The following is a 21,257-nucleotide window of genomic DNA, read 5'->3' on the forward strand; positions in this document are numbered from 1 at the left end:
CCATGCCCGAACCGAAAGTCGCCAGCTTTCCGGCGATCCGTGGTGCACTGAAGTTCTACCAGATCGCGTCGATCATCACCGGAGTCATGCTGCTCCTGCTGGTCGCCGAGATGGTGCTGAAGTACACGCCGATCCGACTCGAGCTCTTCGCAGGGGGATCCGGCGGTCTGCTGTGGTTCGCACCCGTGGTCGAGGGACCCGAGGGCCTCGAATCGACCGGCGACGGACTCAACATCTCGCTCTCGATCCTCGTCGCGCACGGCTGGTTCTACGTCGTCTACCTCTTCGCGTGCTTCCGGATGTGGAGCCTGATGCGCTGGCCGTTCCTGCGCTTCATCCTGCTCGCGCTCGGCGGCGTCATCCCGCTGCTGTCGTTCTTCATGGAGGCCATCGTCGCCCGCGACGTCAAGGCCTACCTCGCTTCCCGGGAGGCCGCCGCGGCCCCCGCCCCTGCCACGGAAGGTGTCCGGTGACCGAACAGTCCGAGACCCAGCAGCGCCCCGCGCTCGTCGTCGACTTCGGCGCGCAGTACGCGCAGCTGATCGCCCGCCGAGTGCGTGAGGCGGGTGTCTACAGCGAGATCGTGCCGCACACCGCCACGGCCGCCGAGATCGCCGAGAAGAACCCCGTCGCCATCATCCTCTCGGGTGGTCCGTCGTCGGTCTACGAAGAGGGCGCCCCGCGCCTCGACCCGGCCGTGTTCGACCTCGGAGTGCCCACGCTGGGCATCTGCTACGGCTTCCAGTACATGGCGCAGACGCTCGGCGGCGAGGTCGCGAACACCGGGCTTCGCGAGTACGGCGCGACGGATGCCGTCATCTCCGGCGACGGCGGCACGCTGCTCGGCGGCCAGCCGGCAGCGCAGAACGTCTGGATGAGCCACGGCGACCAGGTCGCCAAGGCGCCCGAGGGGTTCGACGTGCTCGCCACGACCGACGCGACGAAGGTCGCGGCGTTCGCGAACGAGGAGCGCGGCTTCTACGGTGTGCAGTGGCATCCCGAGGTCAAGCACTCCGACCACGGACAGCAGGTGCTCGAGAACTTCCTGCACAAGGGAGCCGGGCTCGCCTCCGACTGGAACAGCGACAACGTGATCGCCGAGCAGGTCGAGCGCATCCGCGAGCAGGTCGGTGACGCCCGCGTCATCTCCGCCCTCTCCGGCGGTGTCGACTCGGCGGTCTCGACCGCGCTCGTGCACAAGGCGATCGGCGACCAGCTGACCGCGGTGTTCGTCGACCACGGCCTTCTCCGCAAGGGCGAGCGCGAGCAGGTCGAGAAGGACTACGTCGAGTCGACCGGCGTGCGTCTGATCACGGTCGACGCGGCAGATGTCTTCCTCGGTCACCTCAAGGGCGTCACCGACCCCGAGGAGAAGCGCAAGATCATCGGGCGCGAGTTCATCCGCGCTTTCGAGAAGGTGCAGCTCGACCTCGTCGCCGAGGCGAAGGCCTCGGGCGGCGCCCCGGTCAAGTTCCTCGTGCAGGGCACGCTCTACCCCGACGTCGTCGAGTCGGGCGGCGGTGCAGGCACCGCGAACATCAAGTCGCACCACAACGTCGGCGGGCTGCCCGATGACCTCGACTTCGAGCTCATCGAGCCGCTGCGCGCGCTGTTCAAGGACGAGGTCCGTGCGATCGGCCGCGAGCTCGGCATCCCCGAGGCCATCGTCGGGCGCCAGCCGTTCCCCGGCCCCGGCCTCGGAATCCGTATCATCGGCGAGGTCACGCAGGACCGCCTCGAGATCCTCCGCGAGGCCGATGCCATCGCTCGCGAGGAGCTCACCAAGGCCGGACTCGACCAGGACATCTGGCAGTGCCCGGTCGTTCTCCTCGCCGACGTCCGCTCGGTCGGCGTGCAGGGCGACGGACGCACCTACGGCCACCCGATCGTGCTGCGTCCGGTGTCGAGTGAAGACGCCATGACCGCCGACTGGACACGCCTGCCCTATGACGTGCTGGCCAAGATCTCCAACCGGATCACCAACGGCGTGCGCGACGTCAACCGCGTCGTGCTCGACGTGACGTCGAAGCCGCCGGGGACCATCGAATGGGAGTGAGCGTCTCGCTCACCTGATCTCGAACGGGCACGGACCATCACGGTCCGTGCCCGTTCGCGTTATTTCGGGCAGGATGAGCGTATGACCAAGGCGCGGACGAAGATCACGGTGATCGGTGCAGGCAGTGTGGGCGTCAGCGTCGCGTATGCGGCGCTGATCCGGGGGAGTGCGGCCGAGGTCGCGCTCTACGACATCGCCACCGACAAGGTGGATGCCGAGGTGCTCGATCTCGCGCACGGGACGCAGTTCACCTCCGCGGCCGTGAGCGGCGGCTCCGACCTCGCCGTCGTCGAGGGCAGCGACGTGATCGTCGTCACCGCCGGAGCGAAGCAGCAGCCGGGACAGACCCGCATGGAGCTCTCGGGCATCAACGCTCGTCTGCTCGAGAAGCTCATGCCCCAGCTCGTCGAGCGCGCGCCGAACGCCGTCTTCATCATCGTCACGAATCCGGCCGATGTGATGACGGTCGTCGCCCAGCGTGTCTCGGGCCTGCCGCCGCATCGCGTCTTCGGATCCGGAACCGTGCTCGACACGTCGCGTCTGCGCTGGCGGCTCGCGCATCGCGCGAATGTGAGCACCGCAAGCGTGCACGCCGACATCGTGGGCGAGCACGGCGACACGGAGTTCCCGCTCTGGTCGAACGCGACCATCGGCTCGGTGCCGATTCTCGACTGGCCCGCCGATGAGCCGTTCACCGTCGACGAGCTCGACCGCATCGCCGTCGAGGTGCGCGATGCGGCCTATGCCGTCATCCGCGGCAAGGGAGCCACGAATCTCGCGATCGGCGTCAGCTGCGCCCGCATCGCCGAGGCAGTGCTGCACGACGAGCGGGCGGTGCTTCCGGTCGCGACGGTGCTCGACGGCGAATACGGGCTTCGCGGTGTCGCGCTGTCGGTGCCCTCGGTGGTGGGCGCTGCCGGGGCCGTGCCGTTGGCCGAGACGCCCATGAGCGAGCACGAACTCGCACTGCTGCGGGCCTCGGCCGACGCGATCCGGGCTGCGGTCGACGAGCTCGACTGAACGGCCACCGGAGAATCCCAGAGTTTTTTCGCGGAGATGTCGATCTGCGGCACCTTCGTTCGACGTCTTCAATGAGAGGGTCGACAGGCGGCCCCACCACCGAGGAGAACACCATGAAGTACATGCTGATCATGCGCTCGAACGACGAAGCGGTCGAGGCGTACAAGGAGATGCCGTTCGAGCAGGTCATCGAGGCGATGGGCAAGTACAACGAGTCGATGATCAAGGCCGGCGTGCTGGCTGCGGGCGAGGGCCTCAGCGACGCGGCGGAGGGATTCGTCGTCGACTTCAGCGCCGAGAAGCCTCTCATCACCGACGGGCCCTACGGAGAGACGAAGGAGCTGTTCAACGGCTTCTGGATCCTCGAGGTCTCCAGTCGTGAAGAGGCGGCGGAGTGGGCGAGCAGGGCTCCCCTCGGCAAGGGGTCGTTCCTCGAGGTGCGGCGCGTGACCGACGAGTCCGACTTCCCGGCCGACAACGAGTGGATCGAGAAGGAGAAGGGCTGGCGCGAAGAGGAAGAGGCGCGTCGCGCCCAGCAGTGAGATGACCGACTCCGCACACCGCGAGACGGTCCGCCACGCACCCGACGAGGGCGTGCGGCGGGCCGTCGCCGCCGTGTGGCGCATCGAGTCGGCGAAGATCGTCGCGACCCTGACGCGTGTGGTCGGCGACTTCGGCCTCGCCGAGGACCTCGCGCAGGAGGCGCTGCTCGATGCCCTGCGGCAGTGGCCGGTCGAGGGCGTGCCGCGCAACGGCGCCGCCTGGCTCACGGCGGTCGCGAAGCGCAAGGCGATCGACGGCTGGCGGCGCCGCGAACGTCTCGACGACCGGATGGCCGTGCTCGCCCACGACCTCGAGCGAGAGCAGGCGGATGCCGCAGACGCGCCGCCCTGGGACCCGGATGCGGTCGACGACGACGTGCTGCGGCTGATCTTCATCTCGTGCCACCCGGTGCTCTCGCGCGAGGCGCAGGTGGCGCTCACCCTCCGCGTGGTGGGCGGCCTGTCGAGCGAGGAGATCGCCCGGGCGTTCCTCGTGCCGACGGCGACCGTGCAGCAGCGCATCGTGCGGGCCAAGAAGACTCTCGGTGCGGCGCAGGTCCCGTTCGAGATGCCACCACGGGAGGAGCACGCAGAGCGCCTGGGAGCGATCCTGGGCGTGCTCTACCTGATCTTCAACGAGGGGCACGCCGCGAGCAGCGGTCCCGACTGGATGCGCCCCGAGCTGAGTCTCGAGGCGATCAGACTCACGCGGGTGCTGGCCGCGCTGATGCCGCGCGAGCGCGACGTGCACAGCCTGCTGGCCCTGATGGAGCTCACCGCCGCGCGGTTCCCCGCCCGGATCGATGCCCATGGCGAACCGGTGCTCCTGTCCGACCAGGACCGTCGTCGCTGGGATCGCAGCCGCATCGCGCGGGGACGTGCTGCGCTCGCGGCCGCTGACGCACTCGGCTCGGGTCGCGGCCCCTACGGCCTTCAGGCGGGGATCGCGGAATGCCATGCGACAGCCGCGTCCGTCGACGACACCGACTGGGAGCGGATCGTTCTCCTGTACGAGGCGCTCGGTCGGATCGCTCCCTCGCCGGTCGTGGAGCTCAACCGGGCGGCTGCCGTCGCGATGGCGACGGGCCCGGCATCCGCTCTGCAGATCATCGACCGGCTCGGCGCCTCGGGTGCGCTGGCCGGTTACCACCTGCTGCCCGCGACGCGGGGGGAACTGCTGCTGCGACTCGGTCGCGCGGAGGAGGCGCGCAGCGAGTTCGCCGTCGCCGCAGCGCTCGCAGGCAACGACAGGGAGCGGGCGCTGCTGCAGGCCAAGGCCGACGCGCGCTGAGCAGACGGCACACAGAGAAACCGCCCTCTTCACCAGCGTCGCTGGGGAAGAGGGCGGTTTCCTGTGTTGCTATGAGGTCAGCTGCGGGCCTTGCTGCCGCGGTTGACGATCAGGCCGTAGATCAGCAGCACGATGATCGAGCCGCCGATGGCGAGGAGCCACGTGCCCAGGTCCCAGAACTCCGTGAGAGGACGGTTCAGGATCAGGCTTCCGAGCCACCCGCCGAGGAGGGCGCCGACGACGCCGAGCAGGAGGGTGATGAACCATCCGCCACCCTGCTTGCCGGGAAGGATCAGCTTCGCGATGGCTCCGGCGATGAGGCCGAGAAGAAGGAATCCGAGAAAGCTCATGTTCAGCTCCTTTGTTTCGTGAGCCCTGGGGTGCCAGGGCTCGTGTGATCCACTGTGCCCTCTCAGCTGATTATCAGCCAACCCCTTGCGCTGGAGGCCTCGGATATGCCAAGAGGCCCGCCCCGAAGGGACGGGCCTCTGAGTGAGGCGGTTCGCGGTCAGTTGTTGCCGCGGACGATCGCGATGATGCGCAGGATCTCGACGTAGAGCCAGACGACCGTGACCATGATGCCGAAGGCGCCGAGCCAGCCGTACTTGCGGGGAGCGCCGTTGCGCACGCCCTGCTGGATCTGGTCGAAGTCGAGGACCAGCGAGTAGGCCGCCATGATGACGACCAGGACGCCGATGATCAGACCGAGCGGGATGCCGAAGATCTCAGCGCTGTAGAGGCCGAACGCCTGTCCCTGGGGGAGGACGCCGGTCCACATGAGCACGAGATTCAGCAGCGAGAACACGAGGTAGCCGACCATGGCGATCATGAAGATCTTGGTGGCCTTCTTCGACGCGCGGACCTTGCCGCTGGCGAAGAGAGCGAGGGTCACGCCGACGACCGAGACCGTGGCCAGGGTCGCCTGCACGACGATGCCGGGCCACATGACCTCGAAGAACGCCGAGATGCCGCCGACGAAGAGGCCCTCGAATGCGGCGTAGGCGAAGATCAGCGCGGGGCGGACCTTCTTGCGCGAGGTGAACGTGATGACCATCGCGAGCACGAAGCCGCCGAGTGCGCCGACGATCCACGGCATGAGGTTCGGCTCGAAGCGGTTGTAGGGGTTCAGCTCGGGAGCGGCGACGCCGCCCAGAGTCAGGAACCAGCCGACGGCGGCGGTGACGAGCAGGATGGCGAAGAGTCCGGCGGTCTTCCAGACGGTGTCCTCGACGGACATGCGGTCGGTCTCGATCGCGCCGGCCGGGGGAGCCGCGTACATGCCCTCCAGCTGTGCGTTCGCCGCGGCGTCCATGGTGCCGTGCTGGAACGACGCGGCTTGCGCCCCCTGCGCTCCCTGCGGGGCACCCGGGTAGGTCGCGACGTTGCGCGGATCCTGCTGCTGGAACGCCGGGTTGTTGAAGGCGAAGTTGCTCATGTGGGCCTCACTCCAAAGTGGGTTGTAGGTCGCTTTCCTCCACGATACCCGGAAGGGCAGGTCATCAGGGTGTTCTACGCTGAGAGCGTGCCCAGGAAATCGCCTCTCGTGATCGGGCATCGCGGTGCGCCCGGCTATCGTCCGGAACACAGTCGCTCGTCATACGAGCTCGCCCTCGCGATGGGAGTCGATGCGGTCGAACCCGACGTCGTCGCCACGAAGGACGGCGTGCTCATCGTGCGGCACGAGAACGAGATCTCCGGCACCACGGATGTGGCCGAGCACCGGGAGTTCGCCGACCGGAAGACGACCAAGCGCGTCGACGGCGAGGCCCTCACCGGCTGGTTCACCGAGGACTTCACCTGGGATGAGCTCACGACGTTGCGCAGCCGGGAGCGCCTTCCGAAGGTGCGCGTGTCGAGCGCGAGCTTCGACGGTTCGCAGGCGATCCTGCGGTTGACCGACGTGCTCGACATCGTCCGGGCCGGCTCGGTCGAGTACGGACGCGAGATCGGCGTGGTGCTCGAGGTCAAGCACGCCACATACTTCGCGAGCATCGGCCTCGACCTCGCGCCGCTGATCGAACGCGACCTGCGTGCGGCGGGGTGGGCCGGGGGCGAGCTGCCGCTGATCGTGGAGTCCTTCGAGTCGACGATCCTCGGACAGCTGAGGGCCCGAGGCATCGCGGCGTCGTACGTCTATCTGATCGAGGCGTCGGGACGCGCGTACGATCTGGTCGTCGCTCAGGGCACGCAGGCGCCCACGTATGCGGCCACCGTCACCCCGCAGGGACTCGATGCGCTCGTCGGCCGGGTCGACGGAATCAGCGTCGACAAGCGCATGCTGCTCGCCGCAGGCAACTCGATCGTCCCCGATGCGCACGCGCGCGGGCTCACGGTCTTCACATGGACCTGTCGGCCGGAGAACGCCTTCCTCTCGGCGGAGTTCCGCGGCCACGGAGGCAAGAGCGCCTACGGGGACTACGAGGCCGAATGGGGCGTCATCGCTCGCACGGGAGTCGACGGGGTCTTCGTCGATCACCCCGACCTCGGGGTCGGATTCTTTCGCGGCTGACCTCGATCAGAACGGGCCGAGCACGTCCGGAACGGGGCGATCGAGGTGGAGCGCTCGCAGCGGCTCGAGGATCTCGCGCTCCTCGAAGCGGAAGTGCGACTCCATGATCGCGCCGATGCCGTCGAGGTGGCGCTTCAGCGTCTCGCTGCCCTCTCCGCTCTCGACGGCCGTGCGGAGTCCTCCGAGCAGGTGGGCCAGCATCGAGTGATCCTGCATCAGCTTGGCGATCACGTCGCCGAGTTCCGGGTGCTGGTCGCGCAGCGCGGGGAACAGGGCGCGGTCCTCGCTCAGATGATGCCCATCGAGGGCCGAGCAGAAGCCGATGCAGAACAGCGCGAGCTCGCGCGCGGCATCCGGAGCATCCGAACCGTCCTGCACCGCCTCCCTCGTGGCCTCGAGGGCGGCGCGGAGTCTCGTGTGCGCCCGGCGCAGCTCTGCGTCCCAGGCGATCAGGCGATCGGCATCCATCCCGGCAATTCTAGAGCCGGCATCCGCGGTCAGAGCGTGCGGTCGAAGGCGCCGCGGCGCGACACGATCTCCTTGCCGAGAGGCATCAGCGAGACGGGCACCATCTTGAAGTCGGCGATGCCCATCGGGATGCCGATGATCGTGATGCAGAGCGCGAGGCCGGAGACGATGTGTCCGATCGCCAACCACCAGCCGGCGAGGATGACCCAGAGCACGTTGCCGAGGAACGAGCCGACTCCGGAGGTCGGCTTGCTGACGATCTCACGCCCGAACGGCCAGATCGCGTAGCGGGCGATGCGGAACGAGGCGATGGCCCAGGGGATCGTCACGATCGGAATGCACAGCAGGATGCCGGCCAGCATGTAGCCGAGGAAGAGAGCGAGTCCGGCGAAGATCAGCCAGATGATGTTGAGGATCGTGCGCACGGGCCGATTCTCGCATCGACGGCTGAGCATCCGCCTGTTCGCGGCCTCCCGGGCCGATGGCGAACCGCCACCGGTCGTTCACCATCCGTGCACCTGCACGCCGTCGTTCGGCCATGCGGGATCGCTGATGTGGAGTCCTACCCGACTGATTCCCTCAGGAGCCCTATGTCCCGCCTGCACTCTGCGGCTGCGGTCACGACGGTCTGCGCGCTCAGCGCTGCCGCCCTGCTCGCCGTACCGCTCGCCGCCACCGGAGCCGAACCCGGTGTCCGCATCAACGAAGTCGAGTCGAGCGGGGGAGCACCCGGCGACTGGATCGAGTTCGTCAACACGTCGGCCGTCGCGGTCGACCTGAGCGGTTTCGTCGTCAAGGACGACGGCGAAGATGAGGCGTACACGTTCCCGGACGGATCGCTGATCGAGCCCGGCGCGCATCTCGTTCTCGACCAGGCCGATGCCGGAGCGGGCGACTTCGCCTTCGGCCTCGGCAAAGAAGACCAGGTGCGACTGTTCGACCCGAGCGCCGTGCTCGTGGACGAGACATCGTGGGCGGCTCACGCTGCAGTGACCTGGGGAGCGCGGGAGGTCGACGGCATCGTCGAATGGGCGGAGACGTCCGAGTCCACGAAGGGCGCGGCGAACGTCTTCGCATCCGACGAACCTCTGGGCGGCACCATCGCGATCAATGAGGTCGACTCGCAGCCGGCGGACTGGGTGGAGTTCCACAACGCGGGCGATGCCCCTCTCGACATCTCGGGCTACGAGATCCGCGACAACTCCGACGACCACCGCTGGCAGTTCCTGCCGGACACGGAGATCGCCGCCGGCGAGTTCCTCGTCGTCGAGGAGGGCACCATCGGTCTCGTCGGTGGCGTCGAGACGGCCTTCCGCGATCCGATCGGAATCGGCAGCGCCGACCGCATCCGCCTGTTCGACACGGCTGGCGTGCTGGTCGACGACACGCAGGCATGGAGCGGCCATGCCGCCATCGACGGCGACGCCATCGCCGCGACCCTCGCACGCTGCCCCGACGGAGAGGGCGCCTTCGTGCTCGCATATGCGACCCCGGGGGTGACGAACACGTGCGTCATGCCGGACGTCGTGATCAACGAGATCGAATCCGACGGCGACGCGACCGACTGGGTCGAGGTCGTCAACTCGGGCAGCACACCGGTCGACCTCTCCGGCTGGACCGTCATGGACGGCGACCCGGTCGGCCACGCGGCGGAGACGACGCCGCTGCCCGCGGGCACCGTGCTCGAACCCGGCGCGTACCTCGTCTTCGACCAGCCGAAGGACTTCGTGTTCGGTCTGGGCAACGGCGACGCCGTCACGCTGCGCGACGCGAACCTCAACATCGTCGACGAGCACGTCTACGCGGCGCATGCGGCGGGCGTCCTCGCGCGATGCGCGGACCGAGCTGGAGAGTTCGCCGACATCGCGGTCTCGACCAAGGGCCAGCGCAACGCGTGCGGCAACCCGGTGCGGATCAACGAGGTCGAGTCCGACGGCGGATCGCCCGGTGACTGGATCGAACTCGTCAACCCGACCGCATCCGCCCTCGACGTCTCCGGCGTCGTCGTGAAGGACGACGACGACACCCACTCCTACGTCATTCCGGCCGCGACCACCATCGCCGCGGGCGGATACCTCGTCATCGAGGGCACGGACCTCGGCTTCGGTCTGGGTGACGGCGACTCCGTGCGCGTCTTCGACGGAGATCTGCTCATCGACTCCACCACGTGGGGCGCAGGGCACGCGGCCACCACGTGGGGGCGCTGCCCGGACATCGCCGGCACCTTCGCGGCGACCGCGGAGAGCACGAAGGGTGCGGCGAACATCTGCGCCGGCGAGATCCCCGTCTCGCCATGGCCGGGTTCGGCCGACGTCCGGGTGCTCGACACCGCGCCGACGTTCCTCGAGGACAGCTCGGGTCTCGACGTGCAGGAGACGTCGGACGGATCGTTCCTCTGGGCCGTGGACAACGGCGAGGGGCGCATCTGGAAGCTCGAGGCCCACGCCGACGGCTCGTTCTCGCAGATCGCCGGGTGGGAGTCGGGCAAGCGCGTGCGATTCCAGAAGGATGCCGGCGACCCGAACGCCGCAGGCCCCGACACCGAGGGCATCACCGTCGACGGCGAGGGATCGGTCTACGTCGCCTCCGAGCGCGACAACAGCGCCAAGGGCGTGAACCAGAACACCATCCTGAGGGTCGACCCCGAAGCCTCCGCCGACGACCTCGTCGCCGAGCAGGAGTGGGATCTGACCTCGTCGCTCCCCGCCGTGGGAGCGAACCTCGGCATGGAGGCGGTGCAGTGGGTGCCGGACAGCGCTCTCGACGGCGCACTCTTCGACGTCAACACCGCGGCCCCGTACGACTCGGCAGACTACGCCGGACACGGCGGCGGCCTGTTCTTCGTCGCGGTCGAGGACAACGGTCACGTCTACGCGTTCGCGCTCGGCGCCGACGGCCAGGCCACGCTGGTGTCGGAGATCGCACCCGGTCTGCCTGGCGTCATGGCGCTCGACTACGACAGCGTGCTCGACGTGCTGTGGGCGGTCTGCGACGACGGCTGCCAGGGGCAGTCGGCCCAGATCACGCTGAACGGCACCGAACAGCCCGGCATCGCGCACTTCGCCCGCCCTGCCGGCATGCCCGACATCAACAACGAGGGATTCGCGACCGCCCCGGCCTCGCTGTCGGTCGACGGTGAGCGTCCGGTCTGGTGGTTCGCCGACGGTTTCGCCGCCGAGGCGCTGCGAGTCGGCACCCTTCCCGGAGTGACCGGAGAGACGCCCGGCGAAGGGCCCGGGGAGAACCCGGGGCAGACTCCTGGCGAAGGCCCGGTCTCGAGCCAGCCCGGCGGCGCGCCTTCCGGTGACGACCGTGACGGTGCCGCCGGCCTCGCTGCGACCGGCGCGGAGGCGCCCGTGGCCCTGATCGCTCTGGCCCTGATGCTCGTCGTCGGCGGTGCGCTCGTCGCCGGTCGGCGCCGGCGCGTCAGCTGACACGAGCGACGCGACGAGGATGGGGCGGATGCACGCGATCCCGTGCATCCGCCCCATCCGCCGGCAGTGTCGGTGGCGCGGCCTAGACTCGTAGAGCCATGACCGAAGCCCCCCTCATCGTCCCCGGATCCGTCGGCCCTCGCTCCACCGGAGCGCAGGGACAGGACGACCTCCTCGCCGGCCTCAACCCGCAGCAGCTCGAAGCGGTGACCTACCGCGGACCCGCGCTGCTGATCGTCGCGGGTGCAGGCTCCGGCAAGACCAGCGTGCTGACACGGCGCATCGCCTCTCTGCTGAGGTCACGCGAGGCATGGCCCAGCCAGATCCTCGCGATCACCTTCACCAACAAGGCCGCCGGTGAGATGCGCGAGCGCGTCGAGGCGATCGTGGGCGACGCGGCGCGGGGCATGTGGATCTCGACGTTCCACTCCGCCTGCGTGCGGATCCTCCGGCGTGAGGCTCAGCAGTTCGGGTTCACCAAGTCATTCACGATCTACGACTCCGGTGATTCGCGGGCGCTCATCAAGCGGCTGGTCAAGCAGCACGAGGCCGATGCCTACGGTCTCACTCCCGGGGCCGTGCAGTCGCGCATCTCCAAGCTCAAGAACGAGCTGTCGGATGCCGACGCGTATGCGCGACAGGCGAACATGAACGACCCGGCCGAGCGGATCTTCGTCGAGCTTTTCGCCGACTACCAGCGGCAGCTGCAGAAGGCGAACGCGTTCGACTTCGACGACCTGATCGGCCAGACCGTCTATCTGTTCCGCGCCTTCCCGCAGGTCGCCGACACCTATCGGCGCAGGTTCCGTCATGTGCTGGTCGACGAGTACCAGGACACGAACCACGCTCAGTACGCCCTCATCCACGAGCTGACGCGTCCGGTCTCGGGCGATTCGCCCGACCCGTATGCCTCCGACGGCATGATGATCTTCGAGCCGGAGACCACGCCGGAGCTCGAAGGCGCGTCACTCACCGTGGTGGGTGATTCCGACCAGTCGATCTACGCGTTCCGCGGCGCCGACATCCGCAACATCAGCGAGTTCGAGCGCGACTTCCCCGGCGCTCGCGTCGTGCTGCTCGAGCAGAACTATCGCTCGACGCAGAACATCCTCTCGGCGGCGAACGCGGTGATCGGCAACAACTTCGACCGCAAGGACAAGAAGCTCTGGAGCGACAAGGGCGACGGCGACATGATCGTCGGCTTCACCGGGTACTCCCAGCACGATGAGGCCCAATTCGTCGCCGACGAGGTCGAGGCGCTGCACCGCGCCGGCATGCCGTACTCCGAGATGGCCGTCTTCTACCGCACGAACTCGCAATCGCGTGCGCTGGAGGAGATCTTCATCCGCTCCGCCGTGCCCTACAAGATCATGGGCGGCACGAAGTTCTACGAGCGTGCCGAGATCAAGGACGCCCTCGCCTACCTGGTCGCCGTCGCGAACCCGGCCGACGAGATGGCTGTCCGCCGCATCCTGAACAAGCCCAGGCGCGGCATCGGCGATGTGACCGAGACGGCGATCGCCCGGTTCGCCGAAGACCACGACATCACGTTCCGGCAGGCCCTGTCCGTGCCCGAGCAGCTGGGCTTCGGTCCGAAGATCCAGGCCGGCATCGCCCAGCTCGATGCCGTGCTGGCCGAGGCGACGGAGATCATGCTCCCCGCCTCCGGCGAGGTTCCCGCTCCGACCACCGTCGCCGACGGGCTCAGCGTGCTGCTGTCGAAGAGCGGCTACCTCGACGCCCTGCGGGCGAGCCGCGACCCACAGGATGAGGCGCGCGTCGAGAACCTCGACGAGTTCGTCGCCGTCGCGCGGGACTTCGCGCGCAACAATCCTGACGGGACGATCGTGGACTTCCTCACAGAGGTCGCCCTGGTCTCGGATGCCGATGACCTCGATGACGAATCAGGGTCGGTGTCGATGATGACGATGCACACCGCGAAGGGGCTCGAGTACGACGCGGTCTTCGTGACCGGCGTCGAAGAGGATCTGATCCCGCACCGCATCTCGGCTGGGGAGCCGGGCGGTCCTCAGGAAGAGCGGAGGCTCTTCTACGTCGGCATCACGCGCGCGCGGAAGCGCCTGCACCTGTCGCTCGCGATGACCAGGGCCCAGTTCGGCGAGGTCTCGGTCGCGATGCCCAGCCGCTTCCTGCAGGAGATCCCCGCCGGACTCATCGACTGGCGCCAGTCGCCCGGCGACGTCAACTCCCGGGGAGGCATGCAGTCCCGTGCGCTCAATGCGCGCCGGGCAGGCGGATTCGGCGGCTCCGGCGGCTCCGGTTCCGGCGACCGTTTCGCGGTGAAGCAGCTGCCGGGGCGCGACTCTCTCAAGCCGCTCTCGACCGCGATGGACAAGTTCCCCAACCGCGTGACGGCGAAGATGCGTGACAACGGCGACCTCGAACTCGCCGCCGGGGATCGCATCCGCCACACGGACTTCGGCGACGGACGGGTCGACGCGGTGACGGGCGAGGGTGCCAAGCGCATCGCGCACGTGCGCTTCGATTCCGCCGGCCAGAAGAAGCTCCTGATCAAGGTCGCGCCGATCGAGAAGATCTAGCCCTCTGGCGGGTTAGGCTGGCTGATATGGCCCTGTTCTCCCGCCGCAAGAAGTCCGCCGACGACGTCGTCGCCGACCAGTTCGACACCGAGACCGAGGAGTCCGCCGACGAGACTCCGGACGGTGCGGAGGCGCCGGCGGACGCCGCCGAGGCCACGCCCACCATCGGTATCTCCGTCCAGGCGTTCCGTGGGGTCGGTGCTCAGGCGGGACCGGAGGTCGAGCTGCCCGGTCCTGACGCGCCGGCAGCATCGGCGCCTGCGACAGCACCCGCCCCTGCTCCCGCTGCGCCGGCACCTGCCCCCGTGGCCGAGCCCGAGCGTCGACTGCCGCTGGCGCCCGCGATGCCGCCCGAGCAGACCGAGACCGTCCCGGGCATGAAGGACAACGTCCTGCTGCGTGAATCCCTGAAAGAGGTCGAGCAGGGCGCCACGAACGAGCAGCTGCTCGGAGTGCTCCGCCAGGCGCTGCAGGGGCACATGTACATCCGCGTCAACGGTGATGCACGCGCGCAGATCAGTGAGGGCAAGCCTCTCGCTGTCGCGGTCGTGCGTGATGGCGATCGTCAGTTCATGCTCGCGTTCAGTTCGGCCGCCGCTGTCCGAGACTCCGTGCAGCTCGAGAAGGACCCGACGGCGACATCTGCCGTCGCCCAGCCTGTCACGTCCGTTCTGCAGCAGGTCGTCTCGGGTGACTTCGCCGGCCTCATCGTCGACAACGCCTCTGCACCGCACCGCGTGGTGTTCCCGTCCGAGCTCCTGCAGAAGGCGCTCGAGCAGGCAGACGTCGACATGACGGTCAAGTCGCTGATCGCCGCGCCGCGTGAGCAGGACACCGCATCGAAGGTCGGTGAGGCGCTCGCGACGAAGCGCATGTGGGTCGCCGTCAACGAGGGAAATCCCGGCGGACAGGTCGGGATCGCCGAAGCGCAGACTCCCGAAGGCAAGCGGTTCCTCCAGCTCTTCTCGCACCCGCTCGAGGTGCTCGCGCTCGGTCGGGGCGATCGACCGCTGCCGTTCGAGCCGCTGCAGCTGGCCAAGATCCTCTCCAGCCACATCGATATGGCCGGGGTCATCATCGATCCGGCCGGCCCCAGCATCGTGGTCGAGCGCGACGCTCTCACCTCGGTGCTGATCCTCGCGATCGACATCGACGACTGACGGGCTTCCCCCGCGTCGCACCGGCCCTCTAGGGTCGGAGCATGGCCTCAGAACGCGTGACCCTGACAGTCATCGATCCCGATGGAGAGCGCGAGGTCGCGCTCTCGAGCCCGAACAGGGTCGTCTGGCCGAAGGACGGCATCACGAAGGCCGAGCTCGCGGAGTACTTCCAGCTCGTCAGCGTGCCGTTCCTCGAGGCGAACGGGAATCGTCCCGTCTCGCTCGAGCGCTTCCGCGACGGCGTGGGAAGCGACGGGTTCTTCTCGAAGAACCCGCCCAAGGGAACGCCCGACTATGTCGACGCCGTCACCGTGACCTACAACAGTGCGCGTCGGCATCCGCAGATCGTCCTGAATCGCCCGAGCGCGATCGTCTGGGCGGCGCAGATGAACACGATCGTCTTCCACCCCTGGGCGTCCCTCGCCACCGACCCGGACAATCCCGTCGAGTTGCGGATCGACCTCGACCCGCAGCCCGGCACGGGGTTCGCGGATGCCATCCCCGCCGCGCACGCGCTGAGAGAGGTGCTCGAGGAGGTCGGTCTCACCGCGTTCGTGAAGACCAGCGGCAACCGTGGACTGCACGTGTTCGCGCCCATCGAACCGACTCATGAGTTCCTCGATGTGCGGCACGCCGTGATCGCAGCCGGCCGCGAGCTGGAGCGACGGATGCCGGAGCAGGTCACGATGAGCTGGTGGAAGGAGGAGCGTGGTCAGCGGGTCTTCATCGACTTCAACCAGGCGAACCGCGACCGCACGATGGCCGGTGCCTACAGCCCCCGCGCGCTTCCCGGGGCCACGGTCTCGACGCCCGTGTACTGGGACGAGCTGGACGGTCTCGACCCCGCGGTCTTCACCGTCCGCAGCATCCCGAAGAGACTCGCCGAGGTCGGTGATCCCTGGGCGGGCAAGCAGGACGAGCCGGGGCGCATCGACACGCTTCTCGAGTGGTGGGAGCGGGACAAGGCGGCGGGCCTCGGCGAGTTGTCGTTCCCGCCCGAGTTCCCCAAGATGCCCGGAGAGCCCCCACGCGTGCAGCCCAGCAAGAAGGTCGACGCCCACTGGGATGCGAACGGCGATCCCGTCGAGGAGTGAGCCTCAGCCGATGACCTCGGCCAGGTCGTACCCGGCCACGGTGTCGAGCTGGTCGTAGGTGCACGAGCGCGCATCCCGGTCCGGACGCCAGCGGTCGAACTGCACCGTATGGCGGAACCGCGAACCCTCGAGCTGGTCGTAGCGCACCTCGAGCACGAGCTCGGGGCGCAGTCGGACGAACGAGACATCCTTGGATCCGCTGAAGCGCGAACGCTCACCCTCGCCGGTGAGGGCCTCGCCGGAGTCGTCGCGCTGCACGAGCGGGGCGAGCTCCTCGACGAGCTCCCGGCGGCGCACATCACTCCATGCGGCCACGCCGCCGACTTGCCGCAGCGTGCCGTCGGAGTCGTAGAGGCCGACGAGCAGAGACCCGACGCCGGACCCGGACTTGTGCACGCGGTAGCCGAGCGCGACCACGTCAGCGGTGCGGGCATGCTTGATCTTGATGAGGGTGCGCTTTCCGGGCGCGTACGGCTGATCGAGTGGCTTGGCGACGACCCCGTCGAGGCCTGCGCCCTCGAACTCGGCGAGCCAGCGCACGGCGGCGTCCCGATCGCGGGTGGTGCGCGTGATGTGCAGGGGATGCTCGACCCCGTCCATCAGGGTCTCCAGGCGCGCGCGGCGTTCGGCGAACGGAGTGCTCAGGAGGTCTTCGTCGTCGACGGCCAGCAGATCGAAGGCGATGAACATCGCAGGCGTCTCCGCAGCGAGCTTCGCCACTCGTGAGGCCGCGGGATGGATGCGCTGACTCAGCGCCTCCCAATCGAGTCGCTGCGCCCCCTCGCGGCCCGTGGCCACGACGATCTCTCCGTCGAGCAGGCACGGCCTCGGAAGCAGTCGCGGGATCGCCTCGACGAGCTCGGGGAAGTATCTCGTCAGCGGTTTCGCTCCGCGGGAGCCGATCTCGACGGTCTCGCCGTCCCAGGCGATCAGCCCGCGGAATCCGTCCCACTTGGGCTCGAACAGCAGCCCTCCGGCGGTCTTCGCGGGATCGGGGACGGATGCTGCCGCCTTCGCCAGCATCGGGGACGGGATCTCGTAGCGCATGGATCCATCCTGGCGTCGGTCGCGTCGTGGCAGAAGGGTGATTTCGCCCGTCAGGAGAAGAGGTCGTCGAGGGAGACGCGCATGCCGGCATCCTTGAGCGCCGTGCGGGCGGCATGCCATCCCGCCATGCCGTTGACGCCCGGGCCGGGCGGTGTCGACGCCGACGCGAGGTACACCCCGTGCATCGGAGTGCGCCAGGGCGCGATGCCGAGGACCGGGCGCCGCAGCGCCTGCGGGATCGTGAACGCCCCGCCGAGGATGTCGCCGCCGATCTCCGACGGGTTGACCGCCTCGCGCGACGACGCCGGCACCGAGTGGTGCGCGAGGATGAGGTCCCGGAATCCCGGTGCGAATCGCTCGACCTGACGCGTGATGAGTTCGGTGGCGTCGAGATCGGAGTCCTGGGGAACATGGATGTACGCCCACAGCACCGCCTTGCCCTCCGGCGCCCTGCTGGGGTCGAAGACCGAGGGCTGCACCGTCAGGACGTACGGTCGGTCGCTGATCCGTCCCCGGGCGACAGCGTTCTCACTCGCCCACGTCTCCGCGGCCGATCCGCCGATGTGGACGGTGGGCGACTGGGCGACGTCGGGATTCGCCCAGGGAATCGGCCCGTCGAGAGCGAAATCCACCTTCGCAGCGGCGGGGCCGTATCGGTAGTTGCGGATCGCCCGCGCGTAGGCCGCGGGGATGTCCGGATGGGTGAGGGTGAGGCGGGGCGATGTGTTCAGCATCAGCAGATCACCACGGGCGGGGTCGCCCCAGTCGAGCGATCCCAGGTCGGTGACGTGGATGCCCGATTCGACGGATCCGCCATGGGCCTCGATATCGGCGACCATGCTGTCGGCGATGCGCTGCGCGCCGCCTCGCGGGTACATCCATCCGCCGGCGTGCGCCTGCGCGGCGAGCAGCAGCCCGGCTGCGGCACCGGCGAGCGAGGGGAGCGGGGTGTTCGCGTGCGCCAGGACACCGGCCATCAGCGCGGCGGCCTCTTCGGTGCGGAAGCTGCGCCGGGCGAGCGGCGTGCCCTGGTCGAGCATCCGCAGGGCGAACCGGAGAGCCGTGATCGGCTCGCGAGGCACCCTGAGCATCTGATTGCCGGTGAAGTCGACGACACCCTCGACGTGAGTGCTGAGCGGGCGCAGGAGCGACAGCCAGGCCCGCTCGTCGACGCCGAGCCCTGCCGCGGTGCGTTCGATGTCGCGCCATGCGATTCCGGCTCTGCCGCCGTCTAGCGGGTGCGCGTACGAGATGTCGGGGAGGATCCAGTCCACCCGTTCGGCGAGGCCGAACGCCTGGAAGAACGACGAAGAGAGCGCGGCCGGGTGCACGGCGGCGCAGACGTCGTGCCGGAAGCCCGAGAGGGTCGATTCCGTCGTGCGGACTCCGCCGCCGATCGTGTCGGCGGCTTCGAGCACGTGCACCTCGTAGCCGGCGCGCGCGAGGGACACAGCCGCCGCCAGGCCGTTCGGTCCGGAGCCGATGATCGTCGCGCGTGCCATTCGGCCAGTCTTCCATGCCCGGGCGTGAGATCCTTGAGGAAATGAATGAAGTTCAGGGCCCGACCCCCACAGGCAACTCCCGTCCGTACCGAACCCTCGCGGAGGCGCTCCGCGCGCATCGCATCGCCGAGGAGAACCACGAGTTCATCTCCGCGATCACCGACGCCGTCGGCATCTCCTCCTATATCGACCGCGGTCGCTACATCGAGGCTATCCGCCGCGGCGACGGCGCCCCGCTGCACATCGGCAAGACCTACACCAACGGCTTCACCGAGGACGAGACGATCGTCATCGGCTCGACGCCCCTGCGACTGCAGCCGAGCGAGGGCCGCGCACCGTACTTCTACGTGACGCACCCGAGCGAGTTCCGCCCGATCGCGCCTGTCAAGGCGAAGAGATCGACGACCCCTCGTGTCGCGGCTGCGCCGAAGGCCGAGCGCGCGACCAAGACGGAAGAGCGCGACTACGGCGTGTGCGACGTCTGCTTCATGGTGAAGACGCCGGCCGGCGGCTGCGGCTGCGACTGACGTCCTCGTCGGCACCGCGGTGGTGAGCGCTCAGGTGAAGGCGCTCATCCCCGTGATGTCGCGCCCGAGCAGCAGCGCCTGCACGCTCTCGGTGCCCTCATAGGTGTGGATCGCCTCGATGTCGGCCATGTGCTGCATCACACCGTTCTCGAGCAGGATGCCGTTGCCGCCGAGGAGGTCACGGGCGACGGATGCCACGCGTCGAGCTGCTCGCGTGTTGTGGAACTTCGCCAGCGAGGCCTGCGTGGGGCGAAGCTCACCCGCGGTCTCGAGGTCTGCGAGGCGACGGCAGTACAGCTGCATGGCCGTGAGGTCCTCGAGCATGTGCGTGAGGCGCTCCTGCACCATCTGGAACTTGGCGAGCGGCTTGCCGAACTGGATGCGCTGGGTCGAGTAGGCCAGCGCCGCCTCGTAGCAGGCCGTCGCGTGGCCGAGGGCCGACCACGCGACCCCTGAGCGGGTGGCGTAGAGGACGACCGACGCGTCCTTGAAGCTCTTGGTGCCAGGGAGCACGGAGTCGAGCGGCACCCGGACGTCGTCGAGCACGATGTGAGCCTGGTGGATCGCCCTCAGCGAGGCCTTGCCGCGGATCGGGGTCCCTGAGTATCCAGGGGTGTCCTGTTCGACGAGGAAGCACCGGACCGCACCGTGTTCGGGCGCCCTCTCGTCGTCGACGCGGGCCCAGACGAAAGTGATGCCGCCCGAGGCGCCGTTGCCGATCCACTTCTTCGCGCCGCGGATGACCCACTCGTCGCCATCGCGGCGGGCCACGGTCTCCAGCGATACCGAGTCAGACCCGTGGTCGGGCTCGGTGAGGGCGAAGGATCCGAAGACCGAGCCGTCTGCCAGAGCCGTGAGCCACTTCTCCTGCTGAGCGGGGGATCCGAAGAGCGCCAGGGTGCGCAGCGCGAGCCCGCCTTGGACGGCGAGCACGGTGCCGAGCGACCCGTCGCCGCGCGAGATCTCCATGTTCACGAGCCCGGCAGCGAGGGGGGAGAGCCGGGTGAGGGCAGGATGCTCGATGCCATCGACGACGAGATCCATCTCGCCCATTCGGCGCGCGGCCTCGAGCGGATACTCCGCGCGATCCCAGGCGTCCGCCATCTGAGGCCCGACCTCGTCGATGTAGGCCTTGGCGCGATCCCAGGCCGACCGGTCGGCGTCGGGGATGTCGGCGAAGACGGCGTAATAATCGCTGTCCTGTCGCCCGGTGATGTCGTACGACGAGACGCGCTCGCCGGGCAGGGGAGAGGCTGCGGTGCTCATGGTGACTCCTTCGTGACACCAAGTATCGTACGCTGTGAAACTCGGTTTCACGACTCCGGTGGAGAGAGTCCTGGTTCAGTCGAGTTGAGAGCGCAGGCGCCGGGTGACCTCGGCGATCGGCATCGAGCGAGGGAACACGGCGACGACCACGTCATCCGGAGCCTCGGAGACCGCGTCGGAAGGCACCCCGTAGCGGCGGCGGACGTCGGCGAGCGCCGTCTGCAGCGTCGAGAGCGGCACCTTCTTCTTGCCGCGCAGCAGCTGCCGCAGCACATGGTTGTGCACGGCGGTGACGAGGGCGGAGAACCCGACGGCATCGAGAGGATCGATCCCGGGGAGCGAGCTGCGCAGATAGTCGTCGAACAGCCGCTCGTAGCGGAACACCGTGATGATCTCGCGCTCACGGAGCACCGGCACCTGGCGGACGATCTGATAGCGGCGACGCGCGAGTTCGGGATCGTGCGCGAAGTGGGCGAAGACCGACTCGGATGCCGCGCAGACCGCACGCCAGGGATCGTCATGCCCTTCCGCGAGGAAGGTCCGCAACTGGTCGAGCAGCACCTCATGGTCCGCGAAGACCACATCCTCTTTGCCGCCGAACTGGCGGAAGAAGGTCGAGCGTGAGACGCCTGCGGCCTTCGCGATCTGCTCGACGGAGGTCTGGTCGAAGCCCTGTGACGCGAAGAGCTCGAGTGCAGCGGCCACGACGCCGGTGCGCAGTTCTGCGGATTCGTGCATGGAATGAGCCTAGACCTGTCGATGTCGTCGACGATCATGGGC

At 68.5% G+C, this 21,257-nt stretch carries 19 protein-coding genes; 11 read left to right on the forward strand and 8 right to left on the reverse strand.

Annotation, left to right across the window (positions count from 1 at the left end; genetic code table 11):
• Positions 1-2: 2 nt before the first annotated feature.
• From SOM10_RS16235 to SOM10_RS16255, 5 genes are all read left to right on the forward strand, one after another.
• Complete coding sequence (locus SOM10_RS16235; RefSeq protein WP_053098982.1) at positions 3-473, forward strand: DUF3817 domain-containing protein; 471 nt, start codon at positions 3-5, stop codon at positions 471-473.
• Positions 470-2,056, forward strand: a complete 1,587-nt coding sequence (gene guaA, locus SOM10_RS16240; RefSeq protein WP_072590861.1) for a glutamine-hydrolyzing GMP synthase — start codon at positions 470-472, stop codon at positions 2,054-2,056. Before SOM10_RS16235 ends, guaA begins: the two co-directional genes overlap by 4 nt.
• A gap of 81 nt (positions 2,057-2,137) precedes the next feature.
• Entirely contained in the window at positions 2,138-3,076 is a 939-nt protein-coding gene (locus SOM10_RS16245) for an L-lactate dehydrogenase (RefSeq protein WP_053098984.1), read from the forward strand.
• A 113-nt stretch (positions 3,077-3,189) separates the two neighbouring features.
• On the forward strand, positions 3,190-3,618 hold the full coding sequence (locus SOM10_RS16250) for a YciI family protein (protein ID WP_053098985.1): 429 nt from the start codon (positions 3,190-3,192) through the stop codon (positions 3,616-3,618).
• A 1-nt stretch (position 3,619) separates the two neighbouring features.
• Entirely contained in the window at positions 3,620-4,909 is a 1,290-nt protein-coding gene (locus SOM10_RS16255; protein ID WP_295101092.1) for an RNA polymerase sigma factor, read from the forward strand.
• A gap of 77 nt (positions 4,910-4,986) precedes the next feature.
• On the opposite strand, the gene SOM10_RS16260 is transcribed toward SOM10_RS16255, so the two are convergent.
• On the reverse strand, positions 4,987-5,259 hold the full coding sequence (locus tag SOM10_RS16260; RefSeq protein ID WP_053098987.1) for a GlsB/YeaQ/YmgE family stress response membrane protein: 273 nt from the start codon (positions 5,257-5,259) through the stop codon (positions 4,987-4,989).
• Between the two features lie 158 nt (positions 5,260-5,417).
• Positions 5,418-6,344 carry a Bax inhibitor-1/YccA family protein gene (locus tag SOM10_RS16265; protein ID WP_295101094.1) on the reverse strand — a complete coding sequence of 309 codons (927 nt, stop codon included), beginning with the start codon at positions 6,342-6,344 and terminating at the stop codon, positions 5,418-5,420.
• A gap of 87 nt (positions 6,345-6,431) precedes the next feature.
• On the opposite strand from SOM10_RS16265, the gene SOM10_RS16270 reads away from it, so the two are divergent.
• Complete coding sequence (locus SOM10_RS16270; protein WP_320491123.1) at positions 6,432-7,418, forward strand: glycerophosphodiester phosphodiesterase family protein; 987 nt, start codon at positions 6,432-6,434, stop codon at positions 7,416-7,418.
• A 6-nt stretch (positions 7,419-7,424) separates the two neighbouring features.
• On the opposite strand, the gene SOM10_RS16275 is transcribed toward SOM10_RS16270, so the two are convergent.
• Together SOM10_RS16275 and SOM10_RS16280 are read right to left on the reverse strand one after the other, a co-directional pair.
• Entirely contained in the window at positions 7,425-7,886 is a 462-nt protein-coding gene (locus SOM10_RS16275; protein ID WP_187250070.1) for a hemerythrin domain-containing protein, read from the reverse strand.
• A gap of 29 nt (positions 7,887-7,915) precedes the next feature.
• Positions 7,916-8,311 (reverse strand): YccF domain-containing protein, encoded by a 396-nt coding sequence (locus SOM10_RS16280; RefSeq protein WP_187250071.1) that lies wholly within the window; start codon positions 8,309-8,311, stop codon positions 7,916-7,918.
• A 165-nt stretch (positions 8,312-8,476) separates the two neighbouring features.
• On the opposite strand from SOM10_RS16280, the gene SOM10_RS16285 reads away from it, so the two are divergent.
• From SOM10_RS16285 to ligD, 4 genes are all read left to right on the forward strand, one after another.
• The gene (locus SOM10_RS16285) at positions 8,477-11,320 is read left to right on the forward strand and encodes a lamin tail domain-containing protein (RefSeq protein WP_320491126.1); all 2,844 of its coding nucleotides are present in this window, start codon (positions 8,477-8,479) and stop codon (positions 11,318-11,320) included.
• Positions 11,321-11,418: 98 nt separating this feature from the next.
• Positions 11,419-13,881: an ATP-dependent helicase gene (locus SOM10_RS16290; protein ID WP_053098992.1), complete on the forward strand. Its 2,463-nt coding sequence runs from the start codon at positions 11,419-11,421 to the stop codon at positions 13,879-13,881.
• Between the two features lie 26 nt (positions 13,882-13,907).
• Positions 13,908-15,041: an SseB family protein gene (locus SOM10_RS16295; RefSeq protein WP_320491128.1), complete on the forward strand. Its 1,134-nt coding sequence runs from the start codon at positions 13,908-13,910 to the stop codon at positions 15,039-15,041.
• A 41-nt stretch (positions 15,042-15,082) separates the two neighbouring features.
• On the forward strand, positions 15,083-16,135 hold the full coding sequence (gene ligD / locus SOM10_RS16300) for a non-homologous end-joining DNA ligase (RefSeq protein WP_056277321.1): 1,053 nt from the start codon (positions 15,083-15,085) through the stop codon (positions 16,133-16,135).
• Positions 16,136-16,138: 3 nt separating this feature from the next.
• Here ligD and SOM10_RS16305 read toward each other — a convergent pair whose 3' ends face one another.
• Both SOM10_RS16305 and SOM10_RS16310 read right to left on the reverse strand, forming a co-directional pair.
• Positions 16,139-17,182, reverse strand: coding sequence for an ATP-dependent DNA ligase (locus SOM10_RS16305; protein WP_320491129.1), 1,044 nt, complete (start codon positions 17,180-17,182; stop codon positions 16,139-16,141).
• A gap of 50 nt (positions 17,183-17,232) precedes the next feature.
• Positions 17,233-18,684, reverse strand: coding sequence for a phytoene desaturase family protein (locus tag SOM10_RS16310; protein ID WP_053098996.1), 1,452 nt, complete (start codon positions 18,682-18,684; stop codon positions 17,233-17,235).
• A 41-nt stretch (positions 18,685-18,725) separates the two neighbouring features.
• Here SOM10_RS16310 and SOM10_RS16315 point away from each other — a divergent pair, with 41 nt between their 5' ends.
• The gene (locus tag SOM10_RS16315) at positions 18,726-19,211 is read left to right on the forward strand and encodes a hypothetical protein (RefSeq protein WP_053098997.1); all 486 of its coding nucleotides are present in this window, start codon (positions 18,726-18,728) and stop codon (positions 19,209-19,211) included.
• A 30-nt stretch (positions 19,212-19,241) separates the two neighbouring features.
• Here the strand turns inward: SOM10_RS16315 and SOM10_RS16320 are convergent, their stop codons facing one another.
• Both SOM10_RS16320 and SOM10_RS16325 read right to left on the reverse strand, forming a co-directional pair.
• Positions 19,242-20,477: an acyl-CoA dehydrogenase family protein gene (locus tag SOM10_RS16320; RefSeq protein ID WP_320491134.1), complete on the reverse strand. Its 1,236-nt coding sequence runs from the start codon at positions 20,475-20,477 to the stop codon at positions 19,242-19,244.
• A 75-nt stretch (positions 20,478-20,552) separates the two neighbouring features.
• Complete coding sequence (locus tag SOM10_RS16325; protein ID WP_053098999.1) at positions 20,553-21,215, reverse strand: TetR/AcrR family transcriptional regulator; 663 nt, start codon at positions 21,213-21,215, stop codon at positions 20,553-20,555.
• Positions 21,216-21,257: the final 42 nt, after the last annotated feature.

The organism is Microbacterium sp. CFBP9023 (assembly GCF_034045055.1).
GTDB lineage: Bacteria > Actinomycetota > Actinomycetes > Actinomycetales > Microbacteriaceae > Microbacterium.